Genomic DNA, 24,227 nt, shown 5'->3' with positions numbered 1-24,227 from the left:
CCGCCTCACACCGCCGGGACGCAGCGGCCCTCCTCCGTGCGGTACCGCCACTTGGCGCCGTCGCTCACCAGCTCCCGTACGGCGCCCACGAAGCGCTCCACGTGCTCGTCCGGCGTGCCCGCGCCGAAGCTGACCCTGATGGCGTTCAGGGACTTCTCCCCCGGGGCCGCCTCGGGGGCCCCGCACTCGCCCTGGCTCTGCGGGTCGCTGCCGAGCAGGGTGCGTACCAGCGGGTGGGCGCAGAACAGGCCGTCGCGGACGCCGATGCCGTACTCGGCGGAGAGCGCGGCGGCGAAGTGGGAGCTGTTCCAGCCCTCGACGACGAAGGAGATGACGCCGACCCGCGGCGCGTCGTCGCCGAAGAGGGAGAGGACGCGCACCTCCGGCACCTCGGCCAGGCCCTCGCGGACCCGGGCGACGAGGTGCTGTTCGCGGGCGACCAGGGCGTCCCAGCCGGCCTCGGTGAGCGCCTTGCAGGCGGAGGCGATGGCGTAGGCGCCGATGACGTTCGGGGAGCCGGCCTCGTGGCGGGCCGCGGTCTCGTGCCACTCGACGGCCACACCGCCGTCCTCGCGCCGGGTCACCTTGCGGCTGGCGCCGCCGCCCGCGAGGTAGGGCTCGGCCGCCCGGAGCCAGTCGGCGCGGCCCGCGAGGACCCCGGAGCCGAAGGGGGCGTACAGCTTGTGGCCGGAGAAGGCGACCCAGTCGACGTCGAGGTCGGCGACGGAGACCGGGTGGTGCGGGGCCAGCTGGGCCGCGTCCAGGACGATCCGGGCGCCGTGGGCGTGTGCGGCGGCGGCCAGCTCGCGCACCGGCCACAGCTCGCCGGTGACGTTGGAGGCGCCGGTGACGCAGACCAGGGCCGGGCCGTGCGGGTCGCGGTCGGCGAGCGCCCGCTCCAGGGTCTCGACCGCCTGCCGGGGGGTGCGCGGGGCGTCGAGGTAGGTGACGTCCGCGTCCTGCCAGGGCAGCAGGGAGGCGTGGTGCTCGGTCTCGAAGACGAAGACCCGGCAGCCGGCCGGCACCGCCCGGGCGAGCAGGTTCAGGGAGTCGGTGGTCGAGCGGGTGAAGACCACCTGGTCGTCCGCCCGGCAGCCGAGGAACGCGGCGACCGTCTTGCGGGCGTTCTCGAACAGGTCGGTGGACAGCTGGGAGAGGTAGCCGGCGCCGCGGTGCACGCTGCCGTAGTACGGGGCGTAGGCGGCGACGTCGTCCCAGACCCGCTGGAGGGCGGGGGCGCTGGCCGCGTAGTCGAGGGCGGCGTAGCCGACTTCGCCTCCGGTGACCAGCGGGACGGTGACATCTCGTCCCAGAACGGGCAGCGGGGCACAAACAGACCGGTCGATGGCAGCGGTGAAGACGGACATGGCGAAACTCCCGTGGCAGGACGGCGAAGAAGAGAGAAGGGTGTGCGGAGGCGGGGCTCTGCGGCCCTAAAGCATTCGCTTGCTCACGGAAGACTCCTCGACGACCAGGATCCCTGGTCCCGCACCCGGAAGAGTGCGCGAGGGATCCGCGCTTGCCGTGGACCTTGCTGTCCACGGCCTGGTCTTCACCCGGGGCACCCCGCCACGGACGGAGGGTTGCCGGACAGTCGGCCGGGGCCTCATGACTGTCACTCATGACCTGGTTCAGGAAAGTACGGGAAATGATCGTCGTCCCGCAACCCGTGTCCGGATCGCGGGACGAAATCTCCTAGGCGTTGCTCGCGGCCACCCAGCGCTCCAGTGACCGCTTCGCGGCCCCGGAGTCGATGGACAGGGCGGCCTTCGCCATGCCCGCGCGGAGCTGCTCGGTGAGCGGCGCGTCCGAGGGCTGGAGGGCCACCAGCGCCGCCGCCGAGTTCAGCAGCACGGCGTCCCGGACGGCCCCCCGCTCGCCGTCCAGCAGCCGGCGGGCGACCTCCGCGTTGTAGGAGGCGTCCGCGCCGCGCAGGGCGTCCACGGGGACGAGGTCGAGGCCGACGTCCCGCGGGTCGAAGGTCTGCTCCGTGACCTTGCCGTCCCGGACCGCCCACACCCGGGACGGGGCGGTGACGGTCAGTTCGTCCAGGCCGTCGTCGCCGCGGAAGACCAGCGCGGAGTTGCCCCGTTCGGCGAGGACACCGGCGACGATCGGCGCCATGCGGGGGTCCGCCACGCCGACGGCCTGTGCCCGCACCCGCGCCGGGTTGGTCAGCGGACCCAGCACGTTGAAGGTGGTCCGGATGCCCAACTGGGCCCGAGCCGGGGCGACATGGCGCAGCGACGGGTGGAACCGCACCGCGAAGCAGATGGTGATGCCGGCTTCCTCGGCGACCTCGGCGACCCGCAGCGGGGTCAGGTTGAGGTTGATCCCGAGCTTCTCCAGGACGTCGGAGGAGCCGGAGGCGGAGGAGGCGGCGCGGTTGCCGTGCTTGACGACCTTCGCGCCCGTGCCGGCGACGACGATCGCGGACATCGTGGAGATGTTCACCGTCTTGGCGCCGTCGCCGCCGGTACCGACGATGTCGACGGCCGGTCCGGGCACCTCGATGACGTTGGCGTGCGCGTACATCGTCCGGACGAGTCCGGTGATCTCCTCGACCGTCTCGCCCTTGGCCCGCAGCGCCACCATGAACGCGGCGACCTGGGCGTCGGTCGCCTCGCCGCGCATGATCAGGTCCATCGCCCAGGCGGTCTCGTCCGCGGACAGGTCCCGGCCGTCGAGCAGGCCGTTCAGCAGGACGGGCCAGGAGCGGCCCGCCGCGGTGTCGCCTCCAGCGGGGGTCACAGCGCTCATCAGCCGCTCCTGGGTGGTATCCCGTGACTACGGGGACGATTCTCGAACAGGTCCACCCTATCCATCCCGGGACACCGCGAAGGGCCCCGTCCGCAACCCGGACGGGGCCCCTCAGCGTGGTGTGGCGACGTGGTGATCAGTGGTGGCCGTGGCCGCTCGTGATCTCCTTGTACTCGTCGACGGTCGGCTTCGGGATCTGGTTGTCCTCCCCGTAGTAGGCGTTGGACAGCTTGACCCGCAGCTTCTGCGAGGCCGGCACCTTGCGCTCGACACCGTTCTCGTCGACCGTCGGGCCGATCTCGGCCGGCTGGTACTGCTCGTGCGCGGTGAGCGTGTGCAGCTGCTCCTGGCTGAGCGGCTCGTGCACCTCGATGAACTCACCGTGCGGCAGCCGCTTGATGATGCCGGTCTCGCGACCGTGCAGCACCTTGTCGCGGTCGCGGCGCTGGAGACCCAGGCAGATCCGCTTGGTCACGATGAACATGACCACCGGGGCGACGAAGTAGGCGATCCGGACGAACCAGGTGACCGCGTTGATCGACAGGTGGAAGTGCGTGGCGACGATGTCGTTGCCACCACCGATCAGCATCACGAAGTACACGGTCAGCCAGGCGACACCGAACGCGGTACGGGTCGGGGCGTTGCGCGGGCGGTCCAGGATGTGGTGCTCGCGCTTGTCCCCGGTGACCCAGGACTCGATGAACGGGTACGCGGCGATCACGCCGAGGATCACGCCGAACAGCACCAGCGGGATGAACACGCCCAGGACCAGGGTGTGGCCCCAGAAGTTGATCTCCCAGCCCGGCATCGCGCGGATCAGGCCCTCGGCCATGCCCATGTACCAGTCGGGCTGGGCGCCGGTCGACACCTGGTCCGGACGGTAGGGGCCGATCGCCCAGATCGGGTTGATCTGCGCGATCGCCGCGAGGGCGGCGAGGACACCGAAGACCAGGAAGAAGAAGCCGCCCGCCTTCGCCATGTACACCGGCAGCAGCGGCATGCCGACGACGTTCTTGTTCGTCTTGCCGGGACCCGCGAACTGCGTGTGCTTGTGGTAGAAGACCAGGATCAGGTGGCCCACCACCAGGCCCAGCATGATGCCCGGCAGCAGCAGGATGTGGATCGAGTAGAAGCGGGCCACGAAGTCGCCGCCCGGGAACTCGCCGCCGAAGAGGAAGAACGACAGGTACGTGCCGACGATGGGCACGGACAGGATCGCGCCCTCCATGAAGCGGACACCGGTGCCGGAGAGCAGGTCGTCCGGGAGCGAGTAACCGGTGAAACCGGTGAACATGCCCAGGACGAACAGCAGGAAGCCGAACAGCCAGTTGATCTCACGCGGCTTGCGGAACGCGCCGGTGAAGAACACGCGCATCATGTGCACGAACATGCCCGCGATGAAGACCACCGCGCCCCAGTGGTGGATCTGCCGGATGAGCAGACCACCGCGCACGTCGAAGGAGATGTGCAGGGTCGAGCTGAACGCCTCGGACATCAGCTGCCCCTGGAGCGGGACGTACGAGCCGTGGTACTCCACCTCGTTCATCGACGGGTGGAAGAACAGCGTCAGATAGACACCCGTGATGATGATGATGAGGAAGCTGTACAAGCACACTTCGCCCAGCATGAACGACCAGTGGTCGGGGAAGATCTTGCGCATGTTGGCCTTGGCCAGGGAGTAGATCCCGAGCCGGCCGTCGGCCCAGTCGGCGACACGTTCGCCGGCCGGTGCCTTCCCGCGCGAGCGGGACGTCTCGTTCGCTGAAGTACTCATCCGCGCTCCCAGAATGCAGGACCGACGGGCTCCTCGAAGTCGCCGAGCGCCTGGAGGTAACCCTCGCTGTCCACGCCGATGCGCAGCTGCGGCAGGGCGTGGCCGGCGGGACCGAAGATCACTCGGGCTCCGTCGGAGAGGTCGAAGGTGGACTGGTGGCACGGGCACAGCACGTGGTGCGTCTGCTGCTCGTAGAGCGAGATCGGACAGCCGACGTGGGTGCAGATCTTCGAGTAGGCGACGATGCCCTCGTGGGACCAGTCGAGCTCGCGCTTGTCCTTGATGTTGCCCGGCTGGAGCCGGACGATCATCAGGGCCGCCTTGGCGATCTCCGTCTGGAACTCCTCGGAGTGCTCCTCCAGGCCGTCGGGCTTGGCGAAGGTGAGCGAGCCGACGGCGACGTCCTCGGGACGCAGCGGCTGGTTCGTGTTCATGTTGACCAGGCGCTTGCCCTTGGCCCACATGGTGTGGCGCAGGCTCGTCTTCGGCGCCGGGCCGAGACCGCCGAGCAGCATGACGCCGGAGAGCGGCACCAGGGCCAGCGCGCCGAACATCGTGTTGCGGATCAGCTTGCGGCGGCCGAACGCCGACTCCTTGGCGCCCTGGCGGAAGTCCGCGTGGACCTTCGCACGGACCTCGGGAGAGGCCTCGATCGGGTGCCGGTCGTCGGCGACCTCCACGTCCGACATCAGGGTGCGGGCCCAGTGGACCGCGCCCGCGCCGATGCAGAACAGCGCCACGCCGAGGGTCAGGCCCAGCGCGAAGTTCATCGCGCTGATGTGACCGATCGGGAAGACGAAGATCTGCTTGTCGTTCGGGATGGCCAGGTAGGCGACGATGAAGCCGATGGTGGCCAGCATCGACACCGTGAACAGCAGGGCCACCACACGCTCGGACCGCTTGGCGGCCCGCTCGTCGATGTCCTGGATCCGGTGCTCGTGCGGCGGCAGGCCCGGGTCCGAGAACGGGTTCTCCTCGTCCGCGACCCCTACCGCGCCGTGCGCGTGGTCCCGCTCAGCGGGCAGGTTCTCTTCTGGAATGTCTTGGCTACTCATGACTTCTTGGCCTTTGCGGTCCGAGCGGCGACCCAGACGGCGACCACGATCAGCGTGCCGAGGCCGAAGATCCAGCCGAACAGACCCTCGCTGACCGGCCCGAGGCCGCCCAGCTTCAGACCACCCGGGTTCTCGGTCTCATCGCCGTTGACCGCGTTCAGGTACGCGATGATGTCCTTCTTGTTCTTCTCCGACATCGTGGTGTCGGGGAAGGACGGCATGTTCTGCGGGCCCGTCTGCATGGCCTCGTAGATGTGCTTGGGAGCGACGCCCGCGAGGCTCGGCGCGTACTTGCCATGGGTCAGGGCGCCGCCCTCGCCGGTGGCGTTGTGGCACTGCGCGCAGTTGGTGCGGAACAGCTCGCCGCCCTGGGCGATGTCCGCACCCGCGGGGCCGTACTGCTGCTTGGTCGGCACGTTCGGGCCGGCGCCCAGCGACGCGACGTACGCGGCGAGCTGGTCGATCTGGGCCTGCGTGTAGACGACCTTCTTGCGCGGGATCTGCGCCATCTGGGAGGTGGAGGCCGGCATCCGGCCGGTGCCCACCTGGAAGTCGACCGCGGCGGCGCCGACACCGACCAGGCTCGGGCCGTCGGAGGAGCCCTGGCCACCGGTGCCGTGGCAGCTGGCGCAGCCGACCTCGTAGAGCTTCTTGCCCTCCTTGATGGTCAGGGACTGGGAGGTTTCATCGGCCTGCGCCTTGCCCGCGGGCGCGAACGCGGCGTACAGCCCCCCAGTGGCCGCCAGCGCGAGGAGTAGGACGACGACCGCCGCCAGCGGATGGCGTCGTCGTGCGGAGAGCTTTTTCACGGATTACCCCGGTGTCAGGATCTTCTGCGTCGGTGCTTCTGGATGTGCGGGAGCGGTCCCGCTACTTGATCAAGTAGATCGTGGCGAAAAGGCCGATCCAGACGACATCGACGAAGTGCCAGTAGTAGGACACGACGATGGCGGCGGTCGCCTGCTCGTGAGTGAACCTCTTGGCCATGTAGGTACGGCCGAGGACCAGCAGGAAGGCGATGAGACCGCCCGTCACGTGCAGGCCGTGGAAGCCGGTGGTCAGGTAGAACACCGAGCCGTACGGGTCGGAGGACAGCGAGATGCCGTCCTTCTTCACCAGCTCCGTGTACTCGTAGATCTGACCGCCGATGAAGATCGCACCCATGATGAAGGTGAGGATGAACCAGCCACGGAGCTTCTTCACATCGCCGCGCTCGGCGGCGAACACGCCGAGCTGACAGGTGAGGGAGGAGAGCACCAGGATCGTGGTGTTCGTCGCGGAGAAGGGCACGTTGAGCGCGTGCGCCATCTCCTTCCAGTGGTCCGGTCCGGTCACCGACCGGAGGGTGAAGTACATCGCGAAGAGGGCCGCGAAGAACATCAGCTCGGAACTCAGCCAGATGATGGTTCCGACGCTGGTGAGGTTCGGCCGGTTGACCGACGGGTGCGCGTGCCCGGTTTCTACTGTCGTTGCTGTCGCCACGACCGACATTATGTCGGTCGCTTATCTCGCGCTCACTCCGGGGGGTGCCGTTCGGAGTGTTGCCGCCCGCCGAACCGGTGCTGACGTGGTGTTCATGGGAGTAGCATCCGCGCAGACGGCCCTGTCCGTCCCGTCCGTACGACGCCGACGTCCCGGAGGAACAATGCAGCCGACCGCCACCGTGCTGGTCTACAGCGACGACTCCAGCACCCGAGAGCAAGTACGGCTGGCCGCCGGGCGCCGGCCGGCTCAGGACGTCCCCCTGGTGGAGTTCGTGGAGTGCGCGACCCCCGGGGCGGTGCTGCGGGAACTGGACAAGGGGGGCATCGACGTCTGCGTGCTGGACGGCGAGGCCGTGCCGATGGGCGGCATGGGGGTGTGCCGGCAGATCAAGGACGAGGTCTTCGACTGCCCGCCGGTGCTGCTGCTGATGGGCCGTCCGCAGGACGCCTGGCTGGCCACCTGGAGCCGGGCCGACGCGGCGGTGACGCTGCCGGTGGACCCGGTGGAGTTCGCCTCCGCGCTGGCGTCCCTGCTGCGCCGCAAGAGGCTGCTGAGCGCCTAGCGGGGCCGGGGAGGCGGGCGCCGCGGTCCGGTCCGGTCCGCCGCGCACGGAACTCCCCGGGCCGTCGGGGCGCGAGGACGGTGCGCGGCGGCCGGTCCGCGCCGGCCGGCCGCGCGGTGTCCCGCGCCCCCCGGGTGTGCTCACAGGGCGGCCGGCTGGATCCTCGCCGCGTCCGCCGGTGCCGGGCCGTCCTGGGCGCCGCCGGACAGGGCGCTGCCCGCGCGCCACTTCTTCCAGTCGACGTTCCAGTCGCCGAAGCCGTTGCCGAAGGGCTCCATGGGGTCGCCGTTGGAGTTGACGACCTTGACGATGTCACCGGTGCGGATGTTGTCGAAGAACCACTCGGCGTTCGACGTGCTCATACCGGTGCAGCCGTGGCTGACGTTGGCGGAGCCCTGCGATCCGACGGACCAGGGGGCGGCGTGGACGTACTCGCCGGACCAGGTGACCCGGGTGGCGTAGTAGACCGGCAGGTCGTAGGAGTCGGAGGTGCCCTCGGCGATGCCGACGGTGGTGCCGCGCATCCGTACGAAGTACTGCTTCTCCAGTACGACCTTGACGCCGTTGCGGGTCTCGAAGCCGGCCTTGCCGGTGGTGACCGGGATCTGCTCGACCTGCTGCCCGTTCCGGTAGTACGTGAGCTGGTGGGTGGCGGCGTCCGTGACGGCCTCGACCCGGTCGCCGGTGGTGATCTTCAGGGGTTTGGCCGTCCCGCCCCACAGCCGGTCGCCGATCCTGATGCCGTCCAGGTTGCTGTGCACCTGGATGGTGGCGTGGGCGGGCCAGTAGTCCTTGGGGCGGTAGTGGAGCTCCTTGCCGCTCACCCAGTACCAGGAGCCCGGTACGGCCGGCACGGAGTCCACCCTCAGGGCGCGTTCCACGACGGCACGCTGTCCCTTGTCCTTGATGTCCTGGTCGAGTTGGGCCGTGATGGGCTGTCCGACGCCGTAGGTGCCCGCTCCGGGCCCGAACGTGACGCCCAGCCGCTTCTTGCCGGTGGGCTTGCTGGTGTCGAACGTGAGGACCTTGCGGCCGGGTGCGCCGTCCTCGTCCTCGGTGCTCACCGTGACCGTGTAGTGGGCGTTGGCGGCCAGCGGGGAGGTGCTGTGCCAGCGGCTGCCGTCGGCGGCCAGTTCGCCCGTCACGTAGCGCCCTGTGGAGTCCTGGGCCGTGACGTCCGTGATGCGGCCCTCACCGCTGTTGGCGGTGACCTCCAGGGGCTTGTCCGGATCGGCCCGTTTCCCCGCTTCGGTGGGGCCGTTGAAGGAGATCAGGTCCGCTGCGTCGTACGGCCTGGCCGACAGGGGGTCGCCGTCCGAACCGCAAGCGGTGACGCCCGCACCCAGGGTGGTCACCAGCAGGGCGCAGCTGACGACGGTGCGGGTCCGCGCAATGTGGTTCATACGATCACGCTATGAGATGGAGAGACTACCGGCGCGGCGGGTAACCCATCCGGGCGAACGGCGCTGCGGCAAACGAGGAGAGCCCGGACCCTCCGTCAGGAAGGTCCGGGCTCCCGGTGCGTTCAGCGCGCCCTACTGGGTGCGGTTCTCACCGTGGTAGTACTCGAACACCCAGCCGAACAGGCCGACCAGGATGAACGGGGCGGCGAAGTAGATCAGCCACCAGCCGACCGCGATGCTGAGGAAGGCGACCGCGCCGCCGAAGCCCAGCATGAGCGGCTGCCAGCTGTGCGGGCTGAAGAAGCCCAGCTCGCCCGCGTCGTCCGCGACATCGGCCTCCATGTCGTCCTGGGCGCCCGCGTCGACCCGCCGGGCGGTGAAGCCCAGGTAGAAGCCGATCATGACGGACAGGCCGAAGGCCAGGAAGAGCGCCGTGGTGCCGGCCGGCTCCTTCGACCACACGCCATACACGATGGCCATGATCAGGATGAAGACGCTCAGCCAGATGAACATCCGACCCTGGATCTTCACTTGCCGGCCTCCTTGCTGCCCGCGACGGCGGTGCCGTGACCGGCGTGCTCAAGCTGTTCGAGCGCGGCGATCTCGGGGTGGTGCAGGTCGAACGCCGGGGATTCGCTGCGGATCCGCGGCAGGGTGAGGAAGTTGTGCCGGGGCGGCGGGCAGGACGTCGCCCACTCCAGCGAGCGGCCGTAGCCCCACGGGTCGTCCACGCCGACCGGCTTGCCGTACTTGGCCGTCTTCCACACGTTGTAGAGGAACGGCAGGATCGACAGGCCGAGCAGGAAGGAGCTGATGGTCGACACCGTGTTCAGCGCGGTGAAGCCGTCGGCCGCCAGGTAGTCGGCGTACCGGCGCGGCATGCCCTCGGCGCCCAGCCAGTGCTGGACCAGGAAGGTGCCGTGGAAACCGATGAACAGCGTCCAGAAGGTGATCTTGCCGAGGCGCTCGTCCAGCATCTTGCCGGTCCACTTCGGCCACCAGAAGTGGAAGCCGGAGAACATGGCGAAGACGACCGTACCGAAGACCACGTAGTGGAAGTGCGCCACCACGAAGTACGAGTCGGAGACGTGGAAGTCCATCGGGGGCGAGGCCAGGATGACACCGGTCAGACCACCGAAGGTGAAGGTGATCAGGAAGCCGGTCGCCCAGAGCATCGGTGTCTCGAAGGACAACGAGCCCTTCCACATCGTGCCGATCCAGTTGAAGAACTTCACACCGGTCGGTACGGCGATCAGGAAGGTCATGAAGGAGAAGAACGGCAGCAGCACACCACCGGTGACGTACATGTGGTGGGCCCACACCGTCACGGACAGACCGGCGATCGCGATGGTGGCGGCGATCAGGCCCATGTAGCCGAACATCGGCTTCCGGCTGAACACCGGGATCACTTCACTGATGATGCCGAAGAACGGCAACGCGATGATGTACACCTCTGGATGTCCGAAGAACCAGAAGAGGTGTTGCCACAGCAGCGCTCCGCCGTTCGCGGCGTCGAAGACGTGGGCGCCGAACTTGCGGTCCGCCTCCAGGGCGAACAGCGCGGCCGCGAGGACCGGGAAGGCCAGCAGGACCAGCACACCGGTCAGCAGCACGTTCCACACGAAGATCGGCATGCGGAACATGGTCATGCCCGGCGCGCGCATGCAGATGATCGTGGTGATGAAGTTGACCGAGCCGAGGATCGTGCCGAAGCCGGAGAAGGCCAGACCCATGATCCACATGTCGGCGCCGAGCCCCGGGCTGCGGACCGCGTCCGACAGCGGCGAGTAGGCGAACCAGCCGAAGTCGGCCGCGCCCTGCGGGGTGAGGAAGCCGGCCACCGCGATGAGCGAGCCGAACAGGTAGAGCCAGTAGGCGAACATGTTCAGCCGCGGGAACGCCACATCGGGCGCGCCGATCTGGAGCGGCATGATCCAGTTCGCGAAACCGGCGAACAGCGGCGTCGCGAACATCAGCAGCATGATCGTGCCGTGCATCGTGAACGCCTGGTTGAACTGCTCGTTCGACATGATCTGCAAGCCCGGGCGGGCCAGCTCGGCACGCATGAGCAGCGCCATCACGCCGCCGATCAGGAAGAACGCGAACGACGTCGCCAGGTACAGCGTGCCGATCGTCTTGTGGTCGGTGGTCGTCAGCCACTTGATGACGACTTGACCGCGGCGCTGGCGCCGGACCGGCAGCTCGTCCGCGTAGTGGGACCCTGCTGCCGCGGCACCCTGGGGTTCGTTGAGGATGCTCACAGGTTGTTCGTCTCCCGGTTCTTCTCGTGGCTCGTCTGCGCGATGCCGGCGGGAATGTAACCGGTCTGCCCCTTCTTGGCGAGGTCCTTGAGGTGCTGCTCGTAGCGCTCGGGGGAGACGACCTTCACGTTGAACAGCATCCGGGAGTGGTCGACGCCGCAGAGCTCGGCACACTTGCCGAGGAAGGTGCCCTCCTTGTTGGGGGTCACCTGGAAGGCGTTGGTGTGGCCCGGGATGACGTCCTGCTTCATGAGGAACGGCACCACCCAGAAGGAGTGGATGACGTCACGCGAGGTCAGGACGAAGCGGACCGTCTTGCCCTTGGGGAGCCAGAGCGTCGGACCGGGGTTGTTCGTCTGCGGGTTCCGCGTGCCGGGCGTGCCGACGTCGTAGACGCCGCCGGCGTTCGCCGGGAATTCCTTCTTGAACCGGTCCGGGATGGCGTCCAGGTTCTTGTCGGTCTTGGCATCGCCGGTGGAACCGGAGACGTTCTCGATGTAGTTGAAGCCCCAGCTCCACTGGAAGCCGACCACGTTGACCGTGACGTCGGGCTTCTTCGAGGTGTCCAGGAGCTTCGACTCGTCCCGGGCCGTGAAGTAGAAGAGCACCGAGATGATGATGATCGGGACCACCGTGTACAGGGCCTCGATCGGCATGTTGTACCGGGTCTGCGGAGGAACCTCGACCTTGGTGCGGCTGCGCCGGTGGAAGAAAGCACTCCACAGGATCAGGCCCCACACCAGCACGCCGACGGCGAGCGCGGCAGCCCAGGAGCCCTGCCACAGGGAGAGGATCCGCGGAGCCTCTTCCGTGGTCGGGGTGGGCATGCCAAGGCGGGGGAAGTCCTTATATGTGCAACCGGTTGCGGTCGCCAGGACCAGGCCCGCGGTCAGTGCCTGCAGCAGCTTCCGCCGCATCGGGCGCCGCGGCGAGCGGTCGGAGCCGTTGGGACTCACGTAGCGCCTTCCCGAGAGTCTCGCCCGCGCGGTCGGCTGCGGCCTTCTCGCTGGTCGGTCGCCGCCCTGCGTCGGGCAGGGGTTTGGATGTTTATGCGGACCAAACCCTAGCCGACGCCCTCCGGGGGTTCGCGGGGAGGGGGGCATACGCGCTACGGGTCACCCGAAAGCGTCTGGGGGCTCGGGTGGTTTCGGGGTTTTTGCACGGCCCGCACGGCTGTGGCCTGGCCTGCTTCCCCGTCCGGCGGACCGGTTGCCGGAAGCTTTAACGTTGCCCTGTGTCCTATTTCGACGCCGCGTCCGGCGCTCCTCTGCATCCCGTGGCCCGTCAGGCCCTGATGGCCTCCCTGGACGAGGGGTGGGCCGATCCGGCCCGGCTCCACCGGGAGGGGCGGAAGGCCCGGATGCTGCTGGACGCCGCGCGCGAGGCCGCCGCCGAGGCCGTGGGCTGCCGGGCCGACGAGGTGGTGTTCACGCCGTCCGGGACCCGGGCCGTGCACGCGGGCGTCACCGGGGCGTTGGCCGGGCGGAGGCGCGTCGGACGCCACCTGATCGTGTCATCCGTCGAACACTCCTCCGTACTCCATGCGGCGGACATGTGCGAGGCCGAGGGCGGGACGGTCACCCGGGTGGCCGTCGGCCGGACGGGAGCCGTCACCCCGTCGGCGTACGCCGCCGCCCTCCGCCCGGACACCGCGCTGGCGTGCCTCCAGTCGGCCAACCACGAGGTGGGGACCGTGCAGCCGGTGGCCGAGGTGGCCGGCGTGTGCCGGGAGGCCGGGGTGCCGCTGCTGGTGGACGCGGCGCAGTCGCTGGGCTGGGGGCCGGTCGGGGGCGACTGGTCGCTGCTGACGGCCAGCGCGCACAAGTGGGGCGGGCCGCCCGGGGTCGGACTGCTCGTCGTGCGCAAGGGGGTGCGGTTCGCCGCCCAAGGGCCGGTGGACGAGCGGGAGTCGGGCCGGGCTCCCGGGTTCGAGAACATCCCGGCGATCGTGGCGGCCGTGGCGTCGCTGCGCGCGGTGCGGGCCGAGGCGGCCCGGGAGGCGGTACGGCTGCGGGAGCTGACGGAGCGGATCCGGACCCGGGTGCCGGAGCTGGTCCCGGACGTGGAGGTGGTCGGCGACGCCGGGCACCGGCTGCCCGGGATCGTCACCTTCTCCTGCCTCTACGTCGACGGCGAGGCACTGCTGCACGAGCTGGACCGGGCGGGCTTCTCGGTCTCCTCCGGCTCCTCCTGCACGAGCAGCACGCTGACGCCCAGCCATGTGCTGCGGGCGATGGGGGTGCTGAGCGAGGGCAACGTACGGGTATCGCTGCCGCCGGGCACGGCGGAGGCGGACGTGGCGCGGTTCCTCGAGGTGCTGCCGGGGGCCGTGGCGGGCGTCCGGGAGAAGCTGGGCGCCCCGGCCCCCGCGACGGCCGCCGGGGCGCGGGAGCTGCTCGTCGACTCCCTGGGCAAGCGCTGCCCGATCCCGGTCATCGAGCTGGCCAAGGTGATCGGCGAGGTCCCGGTGGGCGGGATCGTGCGGGTCCTCTCGGACGACGCGGCGGCCCGGCTGGACATCCCGGCGTGGTGCGAGATGCGGGGGCAGGAGTACGTGGGCGAGGAACCGGCGGACCGGGGAACGGCGTACCTGGTCCGCCGGGTGACCTGAGCGCCCCCGCACACCCTCCGCGCGGTCATCCCTGCCGAGGACGCGGACTGCCCTCCGGGCGCCCCGCCACAGACCCGTGACGGGTCAGCGCAGGTGGGCGCGGACCTCCTGGCCGGCCTCGTCGCCGTACGCCTTCTCGAACCGCTCCATGAAGTGCCCCCGCCGCAGCTGGTACTCCTGCGTGCCCACGGTCTCGATGACCAGCGTGGCGAGCATGCACCCGACCTGCGCGGCCCGCTCCAGCGGGACGCCCCACGCCAGCCCCGACAGGAACCCGGCGCGGAAGGCGTCGCCGACGCCGGTGGGGTCGGCCTTGCGCTCCTCCTCCGGACAGCCGACCTCGATCGGGTCCTCGCCGGCCCGCTCGATCCGCACGCCCCGCGCGCCGAGCGTGGTCACGCGGTGGCCGACCTTGGACAGGATCTCGGCGTCGGACCAGCCGGTCTTGGCCTCGATGAGCCCCTTCTCGTACTCGTTGGAGAACAGGTACGTCGCGCCGTCCAGCAGTATCCGGATCTCCTCGCCCTCCATCCGGGCGATCTGCTGGGAGAAGTCGGCGGCGAAGGGGATGTTCCGGGAGCGGCACTCCTCGGTGTGGCGGAGCATCGCCTCGGGGTCGTCGGCACCGATGAGGACCAGGTCCAGGCCGCCCACGCGGTCCGCGACCGTCTTCAGCTCGATCAGCCGGGCCTCGCTCATCGCGCCGGTGTAGAAGGAGCCGATCTGGTTGTGGTCGGCGTCGGTGGTGCACACGAAGCGGGCGGTGTGCAGGGTCTCGGAGAGGCGCACCGAGCCGGTGTCCACGCCGTGCCGGTCGAGCCAGGCCCGGTATTCGTCGAAGTCGAAGCCGGCGGCGCCGACCAGGATCGGCCCGGTGCCGAGCTGGCCCATGCCGAAGGCGATGTTGGCGCCGACGCCGCCGCGGCGGACGTCGAGGTTGTCGACCAGGAAGGAGAGCGAAACCGTGTGCAGCTGGTCCGCGACGAACTGGTCGGCGAAACGGCCGGGGAAGGTCATGAGGTGGTCGGTGGCGATGGAGCCGGTGACTGCGATGCGCACGACGGGGATTCTCCTGCGGCAGGCGGGATTGACAGTTCACGCTACCCGGTCGGAAGCCGCCACTGAAGCTGGCAAAACTACCCGATAGTAGATCTTTCTTCGCAGTGCGCGCCGTGCGTACGGTGCGGGCATGACGAACCCCGAGGTCACCTCCTCCGCCCCGGCCGAGCCCGACGATCTCGCGTCGCTGCGCGGCGACTGCGCCCGGATGGCCCCGCACTGGGTCGCCCCGGAGCGCGCCGCGTCCCGTCCGGTGTCCCCGTCCCGCATCCACGGCGTGGACGTGCCGACGCGGTCCGCCCGGCTGCTGGACGCGATGTCGGAGTACGGCGACTGACCGGTTCCCCGGCCTCGGGCGACCGTGCGCCCTGCGGGACACGAGTAAGCGCGGGAACACGCGGGCCGGGCGACGGTGACGGTCACCGGGACGCCCGGCCGGACCGGGTGTGCGTGCCGGCCACCAAGGAGTACGTGCGGGCCGTACGGCCGGCCGCGCCGACCCCCTCCGGACGCACGGAGGCGGCGGCCCCCGCCGAGGGGACCGCCGCCTCCGTCATGACCGTCGGGCCGGCGAACCGGCCCGGCCCGTTCAGCTGAAGGAGTCGCCGCAGGCGCAGGAGCCGGTCGCGTTCGGGTTGTCGATCGTGAAGCCCTGCTTCTCGATCGTGTCCACGAAGTCGACGGTGGCGCCGCCCAGGTACGGAGCGCTCATGCGGTCGGTGACGACCTTGACCCCGCCGAAGTCCTTCTCCACGTCGCCGTCGAGCGAGCGCTCGTCGAAGAAGAGCTGGTAGCGCAGGCCGGAGCAGCCGCCGGGCTGGACGGCGACGCGCAGCGCCAGGTCGTCGCGGCCTTCCTGGTCGAGCAGGGCCTTGACCTTGGCCGCGGCGGCGTCGGTCAGGATGATGCCGTCGGTGACGGTGGTGGTCTCGTCCGATACGGACATCTACATCTCTCCCGGGTTGTACGGAGACTGCTTGCCGACGAGTGCAACCGGCGCTTCCGCGGATTCATTCCGGGCCGGGCATTCGCGTGGTCGCGTTTTTCTTCCTTCCTCATGCTCGCACATGCCCGTGGAGGCGGACAGGCGTCCGCGGGGCACCCCCGGGAGTCCGGCGGGATTCACGTCACACGGACGCTATGGCCATCGTCAAAGTGACGTGAAGCAGATATCATGGATAGCGTCAGTTAGACGAAAAGTAGAAAGGGTGCGTGTCGTGACCACCGCCCAGACCCCGGAGCTCGACGTGCGGCCGACTCCGCTCGCCCTGTTGCTGCTCGGCCGCGAGGCCGACCCGAAGAGCGAGCGGGGCGTCGAGTGTCCCGGTGACCTGCCGTCGCCGTCCGACCCCGACCTGGTGCTGCGCGCCCGCGCGGCGAAGGAGAAGCTCGGCGACAAGGTCTTCGTGCTCGGCCACCACTACCAGCGCGACGAGGTCATCCAGTTCGCCGACGTCACGGGCGACTCCTTCAAGCTGGCCCGGGACGCCGCAGCGCGCCCCGAGGCCGAGTACATCGTCTTCTGCGGTGTGCACTTCATGGCCGAGTCGGCGGACATCCTGACCTCCGACGACCAGAAGGTCGTCCTGCCCGACCTCGCCGCTGGCTGCTCCATGGCCGACATGGCGACGGCCGAGCAGGTCGCCGAGTGCTGGGACGTGCTGACCGAGGCGGGCGTCGCCGAGCAGGTGGTGCCGGTCTCGTACATGAACTCCTCGGCCGACATCAAGGCGTTCACCGGCCGGCACGGCGGTCTCATCTGCACCTCCTCCAACGCCAAGCGGGCGCTGGACTGGGCCTTCGAGCAGGGTGAGAAGGTGCTGTTCCTGCCCGACCAGCACCTGGGCCGCAACACCGCCGTCCGCGACATGGGCATGTCGCTGGACGACTGCGTGGTCTACAACCCGCACAAGCCGGGCGGCGGCCTGACGGCGGAGGAGCTGCGCGCCGCGAAGATGATCCTGTGGCGGGGCCACTGCTCCGTGCACGGCCGCTTCAGCCTGGACTCGGTGAACGACGTCCGCGAGCGCATCCCCGGCGTGAACGTCCTGGTGCACCCCGAGTGCAAGCACGAGGTCGTGGCCGCGGCGGACCACGTCGGCTCGACCGAGTACATCATCAAGGCCCTGGAGGCCGCCCCGGCCGGTTCCAAGTGGGCCATCGGCACCGAGCTGAACCTGGTCCGCCGCCTGGCGAACCGTTTCGCCCCCGAGGGCAAGGAGATCGTCTTCCTCGACAAGACGGTCTGCTTCTGCTCGACCATGAACCGCATCGACCTGCCCCACCTGGTCTGGACCCTGGAGTCGCTGGCCGAGGGCAACCTGGTCAACCGCATCCAGGTCGACCGGGAGACGGAGGCGTTCGCCAAGCTGGCGCTGGAGCGGATGCTGGCGCTGCCGTAACCGCGGCGGATGTGCCGGAGGGCCGGGCCTGTCACCAGGCCCGGCCCTCCGTCGTACCGTCACACGCCGGCCGGTTCCGGCGTCCTCGGCTCGCTCGGCTCCTTCTTCGCCGCGCGCTTCGCCGCCCGGCGCTCCTTGCGCAGCTCCAGCATCGCGTAGAGCGTCGGGACGAGGAGCAGGGTGAGCAGGGTCGAGGTGATCAGACCGCCGATGACCACCACGGCCAGCGGCTGGGCGATGAAACCGCCCTCGCCGGTGACGCCCAGGGCCATCGGGAGCAGGGCGAAGATGGTCGCCAGCGCCGTCATCAGGATCGGGCGGAGCCGGTGCCGGCCGCCCTCGATCACGGCCTCCACCACACCATGGCCCTGGGCCCGGTACTGGTTGATCAGGTCGATCAGCACGATCGCGTTGGTCACCACGATGCCGATCAGCATCAGCATGCCGATCATCGCGGGCACGCCCATCGGGGTGCCGGTGACGAGCAGCAGGCCGATCGCGCCCGTCGCCGCGAACGGGACGGAGACCAGCAGGATCAGCGGCTGGGCCAGCGAGCGGAAGGTCGCGACCAGCAGCATGAAGACGATCGCGATGGCCGCCAGCATGGCCAGGCCCAGGTTCTTGAACGCGTCGTCCTGGTCGGAGCTGACGCCGCCGATCTCGGCCGTGGCGCCCGCCGGGAGCTTCAGGGCCTTGATCTTCGCCTGGAGCTTGCTGCTGATGGCGCCCGTGTTGTCACCCGTCGGCCGGGCCGTGACGGTGGCGGCGCGCTGCCCGTCGATCCGGGTCATCGACACCGGGCCGTCCACCAGCTTCACCGTGGCGATGTCACCGAGCCGCACCGGGCCGAGACGCAGCTTCCGCAACTCGGCCAGCGTGGTCGCGGGCTTCGCCGACCGTACGACGACGTCCCGCTCGGTGTCGTCCAGGACCGCCTTGGCCGCCGTCGTGCCGCGCACGGCCTGCGCCACCGCGGCGCCCAGCTTCTGGTCGTCGAACCCGGCCGCCGCCGCCTTGGCGTTCGCCTTGACGGAGATCCGCGGCACGCTCTGCGCGAGGTCGCTGCTGACGTCCGTGACGTGGTCCAGCCCGGCGACCGTGGAGCGGACCTGCTCCGCCGCCGTCCGCAGCGCCGTCGCGTCGGATGCCTTGACCACCACGCTCAGGTCCTGGCTGCCGAAGCCGTCACCGGCCGACACGGTGACCGTCCCGGCGCCGTTGAGCCGCTCCAGACCGTCCTCGAGGTGCCGCTGGACGTCGTCGTAGGACGCCGAGTCCGTCAGCATGACCTGGTAACTGGCCTGGTTGGTGTCGGTGCCGCCACCGAAGGCCGCCATGAAGCCGGAGGAGCCGACGGTGACCTGGTAGTCCTTGACGCCGTCGGTGGAGGCGAGCAGCTTCTCCACCCGCCTGGCCTGCCGGTCGGTCTCGGCGAGGCTGGTGCCGGGCCTCAGCTTCTGCTTGACGGTGAGGACCTCCTGCTCGCCCTGGTCGAAGAAGTTCGTCTTCAGCAGGCCGGACATGCCGAAGGTGACGACCAGGACCACGATCGCGATCAGCACGCTGGTGAGCCGGCGGCGCGTCGCGAACCGCAGGACCGGGACGTACGCGCGCTGGAGACGGCTGTTCGCCTCCTTCTCCTCGGCCTTGCGGCGGGCCTCCGCCGCGTCCCCGGGGGTGCCCTTCGGGGCGCGCAGGAACCAGTACGACAGGACCGGCACCACCGTCAGCGAGACCAGCAGGGAGGCCAGCAGGGCCGCCGTCACCGTGATGCTGAACGAGCCGAACAGGGCGCCCACCATGCCGCCGACCAGGCCGATCGGCAGGAACACGGCGACCGTGGTGAGGGTGGAGGAGGTGACCGCGCCGGCCACCTCGCGCACCGCGGTGAGGATGGCCTCCTTGCGCTCCTCGCCGTAGCCGAGGTGCCGCTTGACGTTCTCCAGGACCACGATCGAGTCGTCGACGACCCGGCCGATGGCGATGGTCAGCGCGCCCAGCGTGAGCATGTTCAGCGACAGGCCGCGCGTCCACAGCACGAGCAGGGCGAGGACCACGGACAGCGGGATGGACACCGCGGTGACCAGCGTCGAGCGGACCGACGCCAGGAAGACCAGGATCACCAGGACGGCGAAGAGCAGACCGAGCGCGCCCTCCGTGGTCAGGCCCTTGATGGACTTGGACACGGCCGGGCCCTGGTCGCTGACGACCGTGAGCTTCGCGCCGGAGCCGAGGTCCGCGCGCAGGCCGGGCAGCTTGTCCTCGACCGCGTTCGAGATGGAGACGGCGCTGCCGTCGTGGTCCATGGTGACGTTGACGGCGAGGCTGGGACGGCCGTCGGTGCGGGTGATGGAGTCGGCGGGGGCCGGCCGCTGCCGGACGGCGGCCACGTCACCGAGGCGTACCGGCTGCCTCCCGCCCCCGCCGGTGACCATCAGGTCCTTGATCTGCTTCAGGGAGGTGAAGCCGCCGCCGACCTGGACGGTGCGGTTGGCGCCGTCCTCGTCGAAGGAGCCGGCCGGGACGGTCGCGCCGCCCGCCTGGAGGGCCTGGCCGAGCGCCGCGGGGGTCAGCCCGGCCCGGGCGAGCTTCGCGTCGTCGGGGGTGACGGTGACCTGGAGGTCGCGGACGCCCATGACCTGGACACGGCCGACGCCGTCGATGTCCTTCAGGGCGGGTACGACCGTGGTGTCGAGCTGGTCCGCGAGCGCCTGCTGGTCCTTGTCGGAGGTGACGGCGAGGACCACGGTCGGCATGTCGTCGGTGGAACCGGAGACGACCTGCGGGTCGACTGTGTCCGGGAGCTGGTTGCGGGCCCGGTTCACGGCCTGCTGGACGTCGGAGACGATCCGCTTGGTGTCGTTGCCGTAGTCGAAGGACGCCATGATCACGGCGTTGCCCTCGCTCGCGGTGGAGGTGACGCCGGTGACGCCGTCGACGGCCTGGAGGTTGTCCTCGAGGGGCTCGACGACCTGCTTCTCGACCACGTCGGGCGAGGCGCCCTGGTACGGCGCGATCACCGACACCATGGGCAGTTCGATGGTGGGCAGCAGCTGCTGCTTGATCTGGGGTATCGCGATCAGCCCGAAGGCGAGCGCGACGAGCGACACGAGCGCCACGAGGGCCCGTTGCGCGAGGCTGAACCGGGACAGCCAGGACATGGGTCAGGGTCTCTCTTCGGTGAGCGGCGGCGGGGCGCGCAGGCGCGCGCCCACTCCACACCACCCTGAGCCATCACGGAGGGCTCATCCGTAGGCCCCAGGTCCCGTTCCTCACCGGGCCCCTACTCCGCGCGCAGTACACGTGGGTGGAGATCAGTCCATCCGCGGACGTACCAGTCCGGACTCGTACGCGGTCACGACGAGCTGCGCCCGGTCCCGCGCGCCCAGCTTGGCCATGGCCCGGTTGACGTGCGTCTTCACCGTCAGCGGGCTGACCGCCAGGCGCTCGGCGATCTCGTCGTTGGAGTGGCCGCCGGCGACCAGGACGAGGACTTCCCGCTCCCTGCCGGTGAGCGCGCCGAGCCGCTCGGCACGGGCGGGGTCGGGGACGGCGCCGTCGTCGCCCTGGGCGAGGAAGCGGGCGATCAGGCCCTTGGTGGCGGCGGGCGACAGCAGGGCCTCGCCGCCCGCCGCGACCCGGATGGCGTTCAGCAGCTCCTCGGGCTCGCTGCCCTTGCCGAGGAAGCCGGAGGCGCCCGCGCGCAGCGCCCGGACCACGTAGTCGTCCACCTCGAAGGTGGTCAGGATGACCACACGGACCTGGGCCAGGGCGGGGTCGTCGCCGATCGCGCGGGTGGCGGCGAGCCCGTCGGTGCCGGGCATCCGGATGTCCATGAGGACGACGTCGGGGCCGTGCTCCCGGGCCAGCCGGACCGCTTCGGCGCCGTCGGACGCCTCCCCCACCACCTCCATGTCGGGCTCGGAGTCGACCAGCACCCGGAACGCGCTGCGCAGCAGTGCCTGGTCGTCGGCGAGCAGGACACGGATGGTCATACGGGTTCCCCCTGGGCCGTCGTCGTGGTGACCGGCAGGATCGCATGGACGCGGAAGCCGCCGCCGTAGCGGGGTCCGGTGGTCAGGGTGCCGCCCAGGGCGGTGACCCGCTCGCGCATGCCGAGCAGCCCGTGCCCGCCGCCGGCCTCCGGGGCGCCGGGCTCGCCCGGGCCGTCGTCGAGGACGGTGACCTCCAGGCGCGGTCCGACGCGCACCACGCTCACCTCGGCCCGGGCCCGCGCGCCCGCGTGCTTGCGCACGTTGGTCAGCGCCTCCTGCACGATCCGGTAGGCGGCCAGGTCGACGGCGGCCGGCAGCGCACCGCCCTGGTCGGCGCCGGCCACCTCCACCGGCAGCCCGGCGCTGCGGAAGGTGGCCGCCAGCTCCTGGAGGCGGCTGAGACCGGGGGCGGGCTCGGTGGGCGCCTCGGGGTCGCCGGACTGGCGCAGCAGGCCGACGGTGGCGCGCAGCTCGTTCAGCGCGCTGCGGCTGGCCTCGCGGACATGGCCGAGGGCCTCCTTGGCCTGGTCGGGCCGCTTGTCCATGACGTGGGCCGCGACCCCGGCCTGCACGTTGACCAGGGCGATGTGGTGGGCGACGACGTCGTGCAGGTCCCGGGCGATGCGCAGCCGCTCCTCGGCGACCCGGCGGCGGGCCTCCTCCTCACGGGTGCGTTCGGCGCGTTCGGCCCGGTCCCGGATGGCCTGGACGACGGCGCGGCGGCTGCGTACGGCGTCCCCCGCGGTGGCGCCGATGCCGGTCCAGGCGAGGACGCCCAGGTTCTCCTGGGCGTACCAGGGCAGCGGGCCGGCGAGCATCGCGGCGGCCGTCAGCACGGTCATGGTGAGCAGGCCGAGGCGCCAGGTGGTGGCCCGGTCGGTGGTGGCGGCGACGGTGTACAGGGCGACCACGGCGGACATCGCGACCGGGGCGCGCGGATCGCCGGTGACGCTCTCGACCACGGAGGCCAAGCCGGTGACGGCGAGGACCGCCCGGGAGTGGCGGCGGCGGAAGACGAGCGCGACGGCGCCGGCCAGCATGAGCAGGAGGCCGAGGGGTTCGGGGGTGCGCACCCCCCAGGTGATCCCGTGCTGGTCGCGGGGGGCGGCGAAAGAGCCCACGACCATGCAGACCAGCACGCCCGCCGCGACGGCCGCGTCCAGCGCCAGCGGGTGGGCCCGGAGGCCGCACCGGGCGCGTTCGAGAGTGCTCACGGAGGAACAGTACGGTTCGGGGCCGGGCCGACGGCAAGATGCCGGGTAAGGGGCTTTCGCCCGCCGGGGCCGACGGGGTGCCCGCGCGCCCGCCGAAGGGGCGCGGGGAAGCGCGCGATCGGCCAGACTGGAGCTGTGGCCGCCCGACCGCGCTCGCCCCTTCGAGCTGTTGGGCCCCGGTCGGCGAACCGACCGTCCGCCGTCAGGCGCTGTCGGCCGGGCCTGCCCAGCCTTCTCCTCGACACGCGAGCCCCCGTCGACGAAAGGCACCCCCATGCGCCACCCCTCGCTCCCGGCCGTCGCCGTCCTCGCCCTGCTGTCGGCCGCCGGCCCGGCCGGCCCCGCCCACGCCGCCGCCTACGGCACGCCCACGATCAAGCTGTCCGCCGCCTATCTGTCCGGTTCCGTCGGCGGCACCGGGGACCCGGTCGTCACCGTGACGGTCGCGCAGAGCGGCGCGGACGCCTCCGCGCTCACGGTCACGGCGTCGCGGAGCAGCCGGAGCACGGTCGCCGCCACCACCGACGTCCACGTCACCGGGACCGGCGCCGACCGCACCGTGGCCGTCACCGCGCGCTCCCGGGGCTACACCGACCTCACGCTGAAGGTGGCCGGCGCGGGCGGCGGGACGGCCACCGCGACCCTGCACTACGCGGCCTCCCCGGCCGTCCGGCACAGCGCCGACGCCCGCTATCTGACCGGCGCCTCGGACGCCTCCGCCGCCGTGGACGCAGGCGGCGGATACCTGATCGTCGCCGACGACGAGGACAACACCCTGCGCCTGTACGACGGCGCCGTCTCCGGCGCGCCGGTGCGGACCTGGGACCTCGACGGCGCGCTGGGCGCGGACAAGGAGGTCGACATCGAGGGCGCGGCCCGCGTCGGGGACACGGTCTACTGGACGGGTTCGCTGGGCAACAACAAGGACGGCGTGTACAAGCCGGACCGCAACACCGTGTTCACCACGACCGTCTCCGGGTCGGGCGCCGCCACCCGGCTGTCCTTCGGCACCGCCGGGCACCGGCTCCGCGACGACCTGGTGGCCTGGGACGAGGCGAACGGCGACCGGTACGGCTTCGCCGCCGCGACCGCCGACGGGCAGGCCCCGAAGCGGATCGACGGCTTCAACGTCGAGGGGCTGGAGTTCGCCCCCGGTTCGGCCACCACCGCCTACGTCGGCTTCCGCGCCCCGCTGGCGCCGCCGCGCAACGACGGCAAGGCGCTGCTCGTGCCGGTGACGAACATGGACCGGGTGGCGCGCGGGGCCGAGGCGGCCTTCGGCACGCCGGTCGAGCTGGACCTCGGCGGGCTGTCGGTGCGGGACCTGCGCCGCAACGACCAGGGGCGGTACCTGATCCTCGCCGGGTCCTGGGCCGCGGAGGACAACAGCGCCCCGTACGCCCTGTACTCCTGGGACGGGATCGCCGGGCACCGGCCGGTGAAGGTGCTGGACCTGCCGACGGCGGACGCGGGCGGCTGGGAGTCCGTGGTGTCCGTGCCCGACCCGACCGCCGCCGGCGCCCGGGTGCAGCTCCTCACCGACGACGGGGCCGCCGACCTCTACGGCGACGGCACCGACGCGAAGGACCTCACGCACCCGGAGTGGCGGAAGTCCCGGACCACCTGGTTCACCCTGGACTGAGCCG

The 24,227-nt window shown here is 70.7% G+C and carries 21 protein-coding genes and 1 riboswitch; of the genes, 6 read left to right on the top strand and 15 right to left on the bottom strand.

Features of this window, described 5'->3' with window-relative positions:
* Positions 1-5: 5 nt before the first annotated feature.
* From IF37_RS0116225 to IF37_RS0116200, 6 genes are all read right to left on the bottom strand, one after another.
* Positions 6-1,367: an aminotransferase class V-fold PLP-dependent enzyme gene (locus tag IF37_RS0116225; RefSeq protein ID WP_030742547.1), complete on the bottom strand. Its 1,362-nt coding sequence runs from the start codon at positions 1,365-1,367 to the stop codon at positions 6-8.
* 143 nt (positions 1,368-1,510) lie between these two features.
* A riboswitch (SAM riboswitch) is annotated at positions 1,511-1,627 on the bottom strand.
* A 68-nt stretch (positions 1,628-1,695) separates the two neighbouring features.
* Positions 1,696-2,760 carry an anthranilate phosphoribosyltransferase gene (gene trpD / locus IF37_RS0116220; RefSeq protein ID WP_030742545.1) on the bottom strand — a complete coding sequence of 355 codons (1,065 nt, stop codon included), beginning with the start codon at positions 2,758-2,760 and terminating at the stop codon, positions 1,696-1,698.
* Between the two features lie 136 nt (positions 2,761-2,896).
* A complete protein-coding gene (locus tag IF37_RS0116215; RefSeq protein ID WP_030742537.1) occupies positions 2,897-4,534 on the bottom strand; it encodes a cytochrome bc complex cytochrome b subunit in 1,638 nt (545 codons plus the stop codon).
* Entirely contained in the window at positions 4,531-5,589 is a 1,059-nt protein-coding gene (locus IF37_RS0116210) for a ubiquinol-cytochrome c reductase iron-sulfur subunit (protein WP_030742534.1), read from the bottom strand. The genes IF37_RS0116215 and IF37_RS0116210 overlap by 4 nt, the downstream gene beginning before the upstream one ends.
* On the bottom strand, positions 5,586-6,398 hold the full coding sequence (locus IF37_RS0116205) for a c-type cytochrome (RefSeq protein WP_030742532.1): 813 nt from the start codon (positions 6,396-6,398) through the stop codon (positions 5,586-5,588). The genes IF37_RS0116210 and IF37_RS0116205 overlap by 4 nt, the downstream gene beginning before the upstream one ends.
* A gap of 61 nt (positions 6,399-6,459) precedes the next feature.
* Positions 6,460-7,080 carry a heme-copper oxidase subunit III gene (locus IF37_RS0116200; RefSeq protein ID WP_030616646.1) on the bottom strand — a complete coding sequence of 207 codons (621 nt, stop codon included), beginning with the start codon at positions 7,078-7,080 and terminating at the stop codon, positions 6,460-6,462.
* 154 nt (positions 7,081-7,234) lie between these two features.
* Between IF37_RS0116200 and IF37_RS0116195 the strand changes: the two genes are divergently transcribed.
* Positions 7,235-7,636 (top strand): response regulator transcription factor, encoded by a 402-nt coding sequence (locus IF37_RS0116195; protein WP_030742529.1) that lies wholly within the window; start codon positions 7,235-7,237, stop codon positions 7,634-7,636.
* A gap of 140 nt (positions 7,637-7,776) precedes the next feature.
* On the opposite strand, the gene IF37_RS0116190 is transcribed toward IF37_RS0116195, so the two are convergent.
* The 4 genes from IF37_RS0116190 to coxB all read right to left on the bottom strand — a co-directional run bounded on the left by IF37_RS0116190 (position 7,777) and on the right by coxB (position 12,256).
* Positions 7,777-9,039, bottom strand: coding sequence for an Ig-like domain-containing protein (locus IF37_RS0116190; protein ID WP_030742527.1), 1,263 nt, complete (start codon positions 9,037-9,039; stop codon positions 7,777-7,779).
* A gap of 132 nt (positions 9,040-9,171) precedes the next feature.
* Positions 9,172-9,570 (bottom strand): cytochrome c oxidase subunit 4, encoded by a 399-nt coding sequence (locus tag IF37_RS0116185; RefSeq protein WP_030742525.1) that lies wholly within the window; start codon positions 9,568-9,570, stop codon positions 9,172-9,174.
* Complete coding sequence (gene ctaD, locus IF37_RS0116180; protein WP_030742522.1) at positions 9,567-11,300, bottom strand: cytochrome c oxidase subunit I; 1,734 nt, start codon at positions 11,298-11,300, stop codon at positions 9,567-9,569. Before ctaD ends, IF37_RS0116185 begins: the two co-directional genes overlap by 4 nt.
* Positions 11,297-12,256: a cytochrome c oxidase subunit II gene (gene coxB, locus IF37_RS0116175; RefSeq protein WP_030742520.1), complete on the bottom strand. Its 960-nt coding sequence runs from the start codon at positions 12,254-12,256 to the stop codon at positions 11,297-11,299. Before coxB ends, ctaD begins: the two co-directional genes overlap by 4 nt.
* Before the next feature lie 278 nt (positions 12,257-12,534).
* Between coxB and IF37_RS0116170 the strand changes: the two genes are divergently transcribed.
* Positions 12,535-13,911, top strand: a complete 1,377-nt coding sequence (locus tag IF37_RS0116170; protein WP_030742518.1) for a cysteine desulfurase/sulfurtransferase TusA family protein — start codon at positions 12,535-12,537, stop codon at positions 13,909-13,911.
* A gap of 84 nt (positions 13,912-13,995) precedes the next feature.
* Here the strand turns inward: IF37_RS0116170 and IF37_RS0116165 are convergent, their stop codons facing one another.
* Entirely contained in the window at positions 13,996-14,970 is a 975-nt protein-coding gene (locus tag IF37_RS0116165; protein WP_030742516.1) for a carbohydrate kinase family protein, read from the bottom strand.
* A gap of 130 nt (positions 14,971-15,100) precedes the next feature.
* Between IF37_RS0116165 and IF37_RS0116160 the strand changes: the two genes are divergently transcribed.
* Complete coding sequence (locus IF37_RS0116160) at positions 15,101-15,307, top strand: hypothetical protein (RefSeq protein ID WP_030742514.1); 207 nt, start codon at positions 15,101-15,103, stop codon at positions 15,305-15,307.
* A 113-nt stretch (positions 15,308-15,420) separates the two neighbouring features.
* Entirely contained in the window at positions 15,421-15,567 is a 147-nt protein-coding gene (locus tag IF37_RS44485) for a hypothetical protein (protein ID WP_158727347.1), read from the top strand.
* On the opposite strand, the gene IF37_RS0116150 is transcribed toward IF37_RS44485, so the two are convergent.
* Positions 15,560-15,916, bottom strand: a complete 357-nt coding sequence (locus tag IF37_RS0116150) for an iron-sulfur cluster assembly accessory protein (protein ID WP_023551351.1) — start codon at positions 15,914-15,916, stop codon at positions 15,560-15,562. The two genes, IF37_RS44485 and IF37_RS0116150, sit on opposite strands and share 8 nt — an antisense overlap.
* 271 nt (positions 15,917-16,187) lie before the next feature.
* Here IF37_RS0116150 and nadA point away from each other — a divergent pair, with 271 nt between their 5' ends.
* Positions 16,188-17,372, top strand: coding sequence for a quinolinate synthase NadA (gene nadA, locus IF37_RS0116145; protein WP_030742510.1), 1,185 nt, complete (start codon positions 16,188-16,190; stop codon positions 17,370-17,372).
* Positions 17,373-17,431: 59 nt separating this feature from the next.
* Here nadA and IF37_RS0116140 read toward each other — a convergent pair whose 3' ends face one another.
* The 3 genes from IF37_RS0116140 to IF37_RS0116130 form a co-directional block, all read right to left on the bottom strand.
* Entirely contained in the window at positions 17,432-20,533 is a 3,102-nt protein-coding gene (locus tag IF37_RS0116140) for an efflux RND transporter permease subunit (RefSeq protein ID WP_030742508.1), read from the bottom strand.
* Positions 20,534-20,686: 153 nt separating this feature from the next.
* Entirely contained in the window at positions 20,687-21,367 is a 681-nt protein-coding gene (locus IF37_RS0116135; protein ID WP_030742506.1) for a response regulator transcription factor, read from the bottom strand.
* A complete protein-coding gene (locus IF37_RS0116130; RefSeq protein WP_030742504.1) occupies positions 21,364-22,581 on the bottom strand; it encodes a sensor histidine kinase in 1,218 nt (405 codons plus the stop codon). Before IF37_RS0116130 ends, IF37_RS0116135 begins: the two co-directional genes overlap by 4 nt.
* A 274-nt stretch (positions 22,582-22,855) precedes the next feature.
* Here IF37_RS0116130 and IF37_RS0116125 point away from each other — a divergent pair, with 274 nt between their 5' ends.
* Entirely contained in the window at positions 22,856-24,223 is a 1,368-nt protein-coding gene (locus IF37_RS0116125) for a hypothetical protein (RefSeq protein WP_030742495.1), read from the top strand.
* Positions 24,224-24,227 lie beyond the last annotated feature (4 nt).

Source organism: Streptomyces sp. NRRL S-31 (genome assembly GCF_000718775.1).
GTDB lineage: Bacteria > Actinomycetota > Actinomycetes > Streptomycetales > Streptomycetaceae > Streptomyces.
The sequence above is the reverse complement of the archived record's forward strand: the minus strand, read 5'-3'. Positions and strand labels throughout refer to the sequence as shown.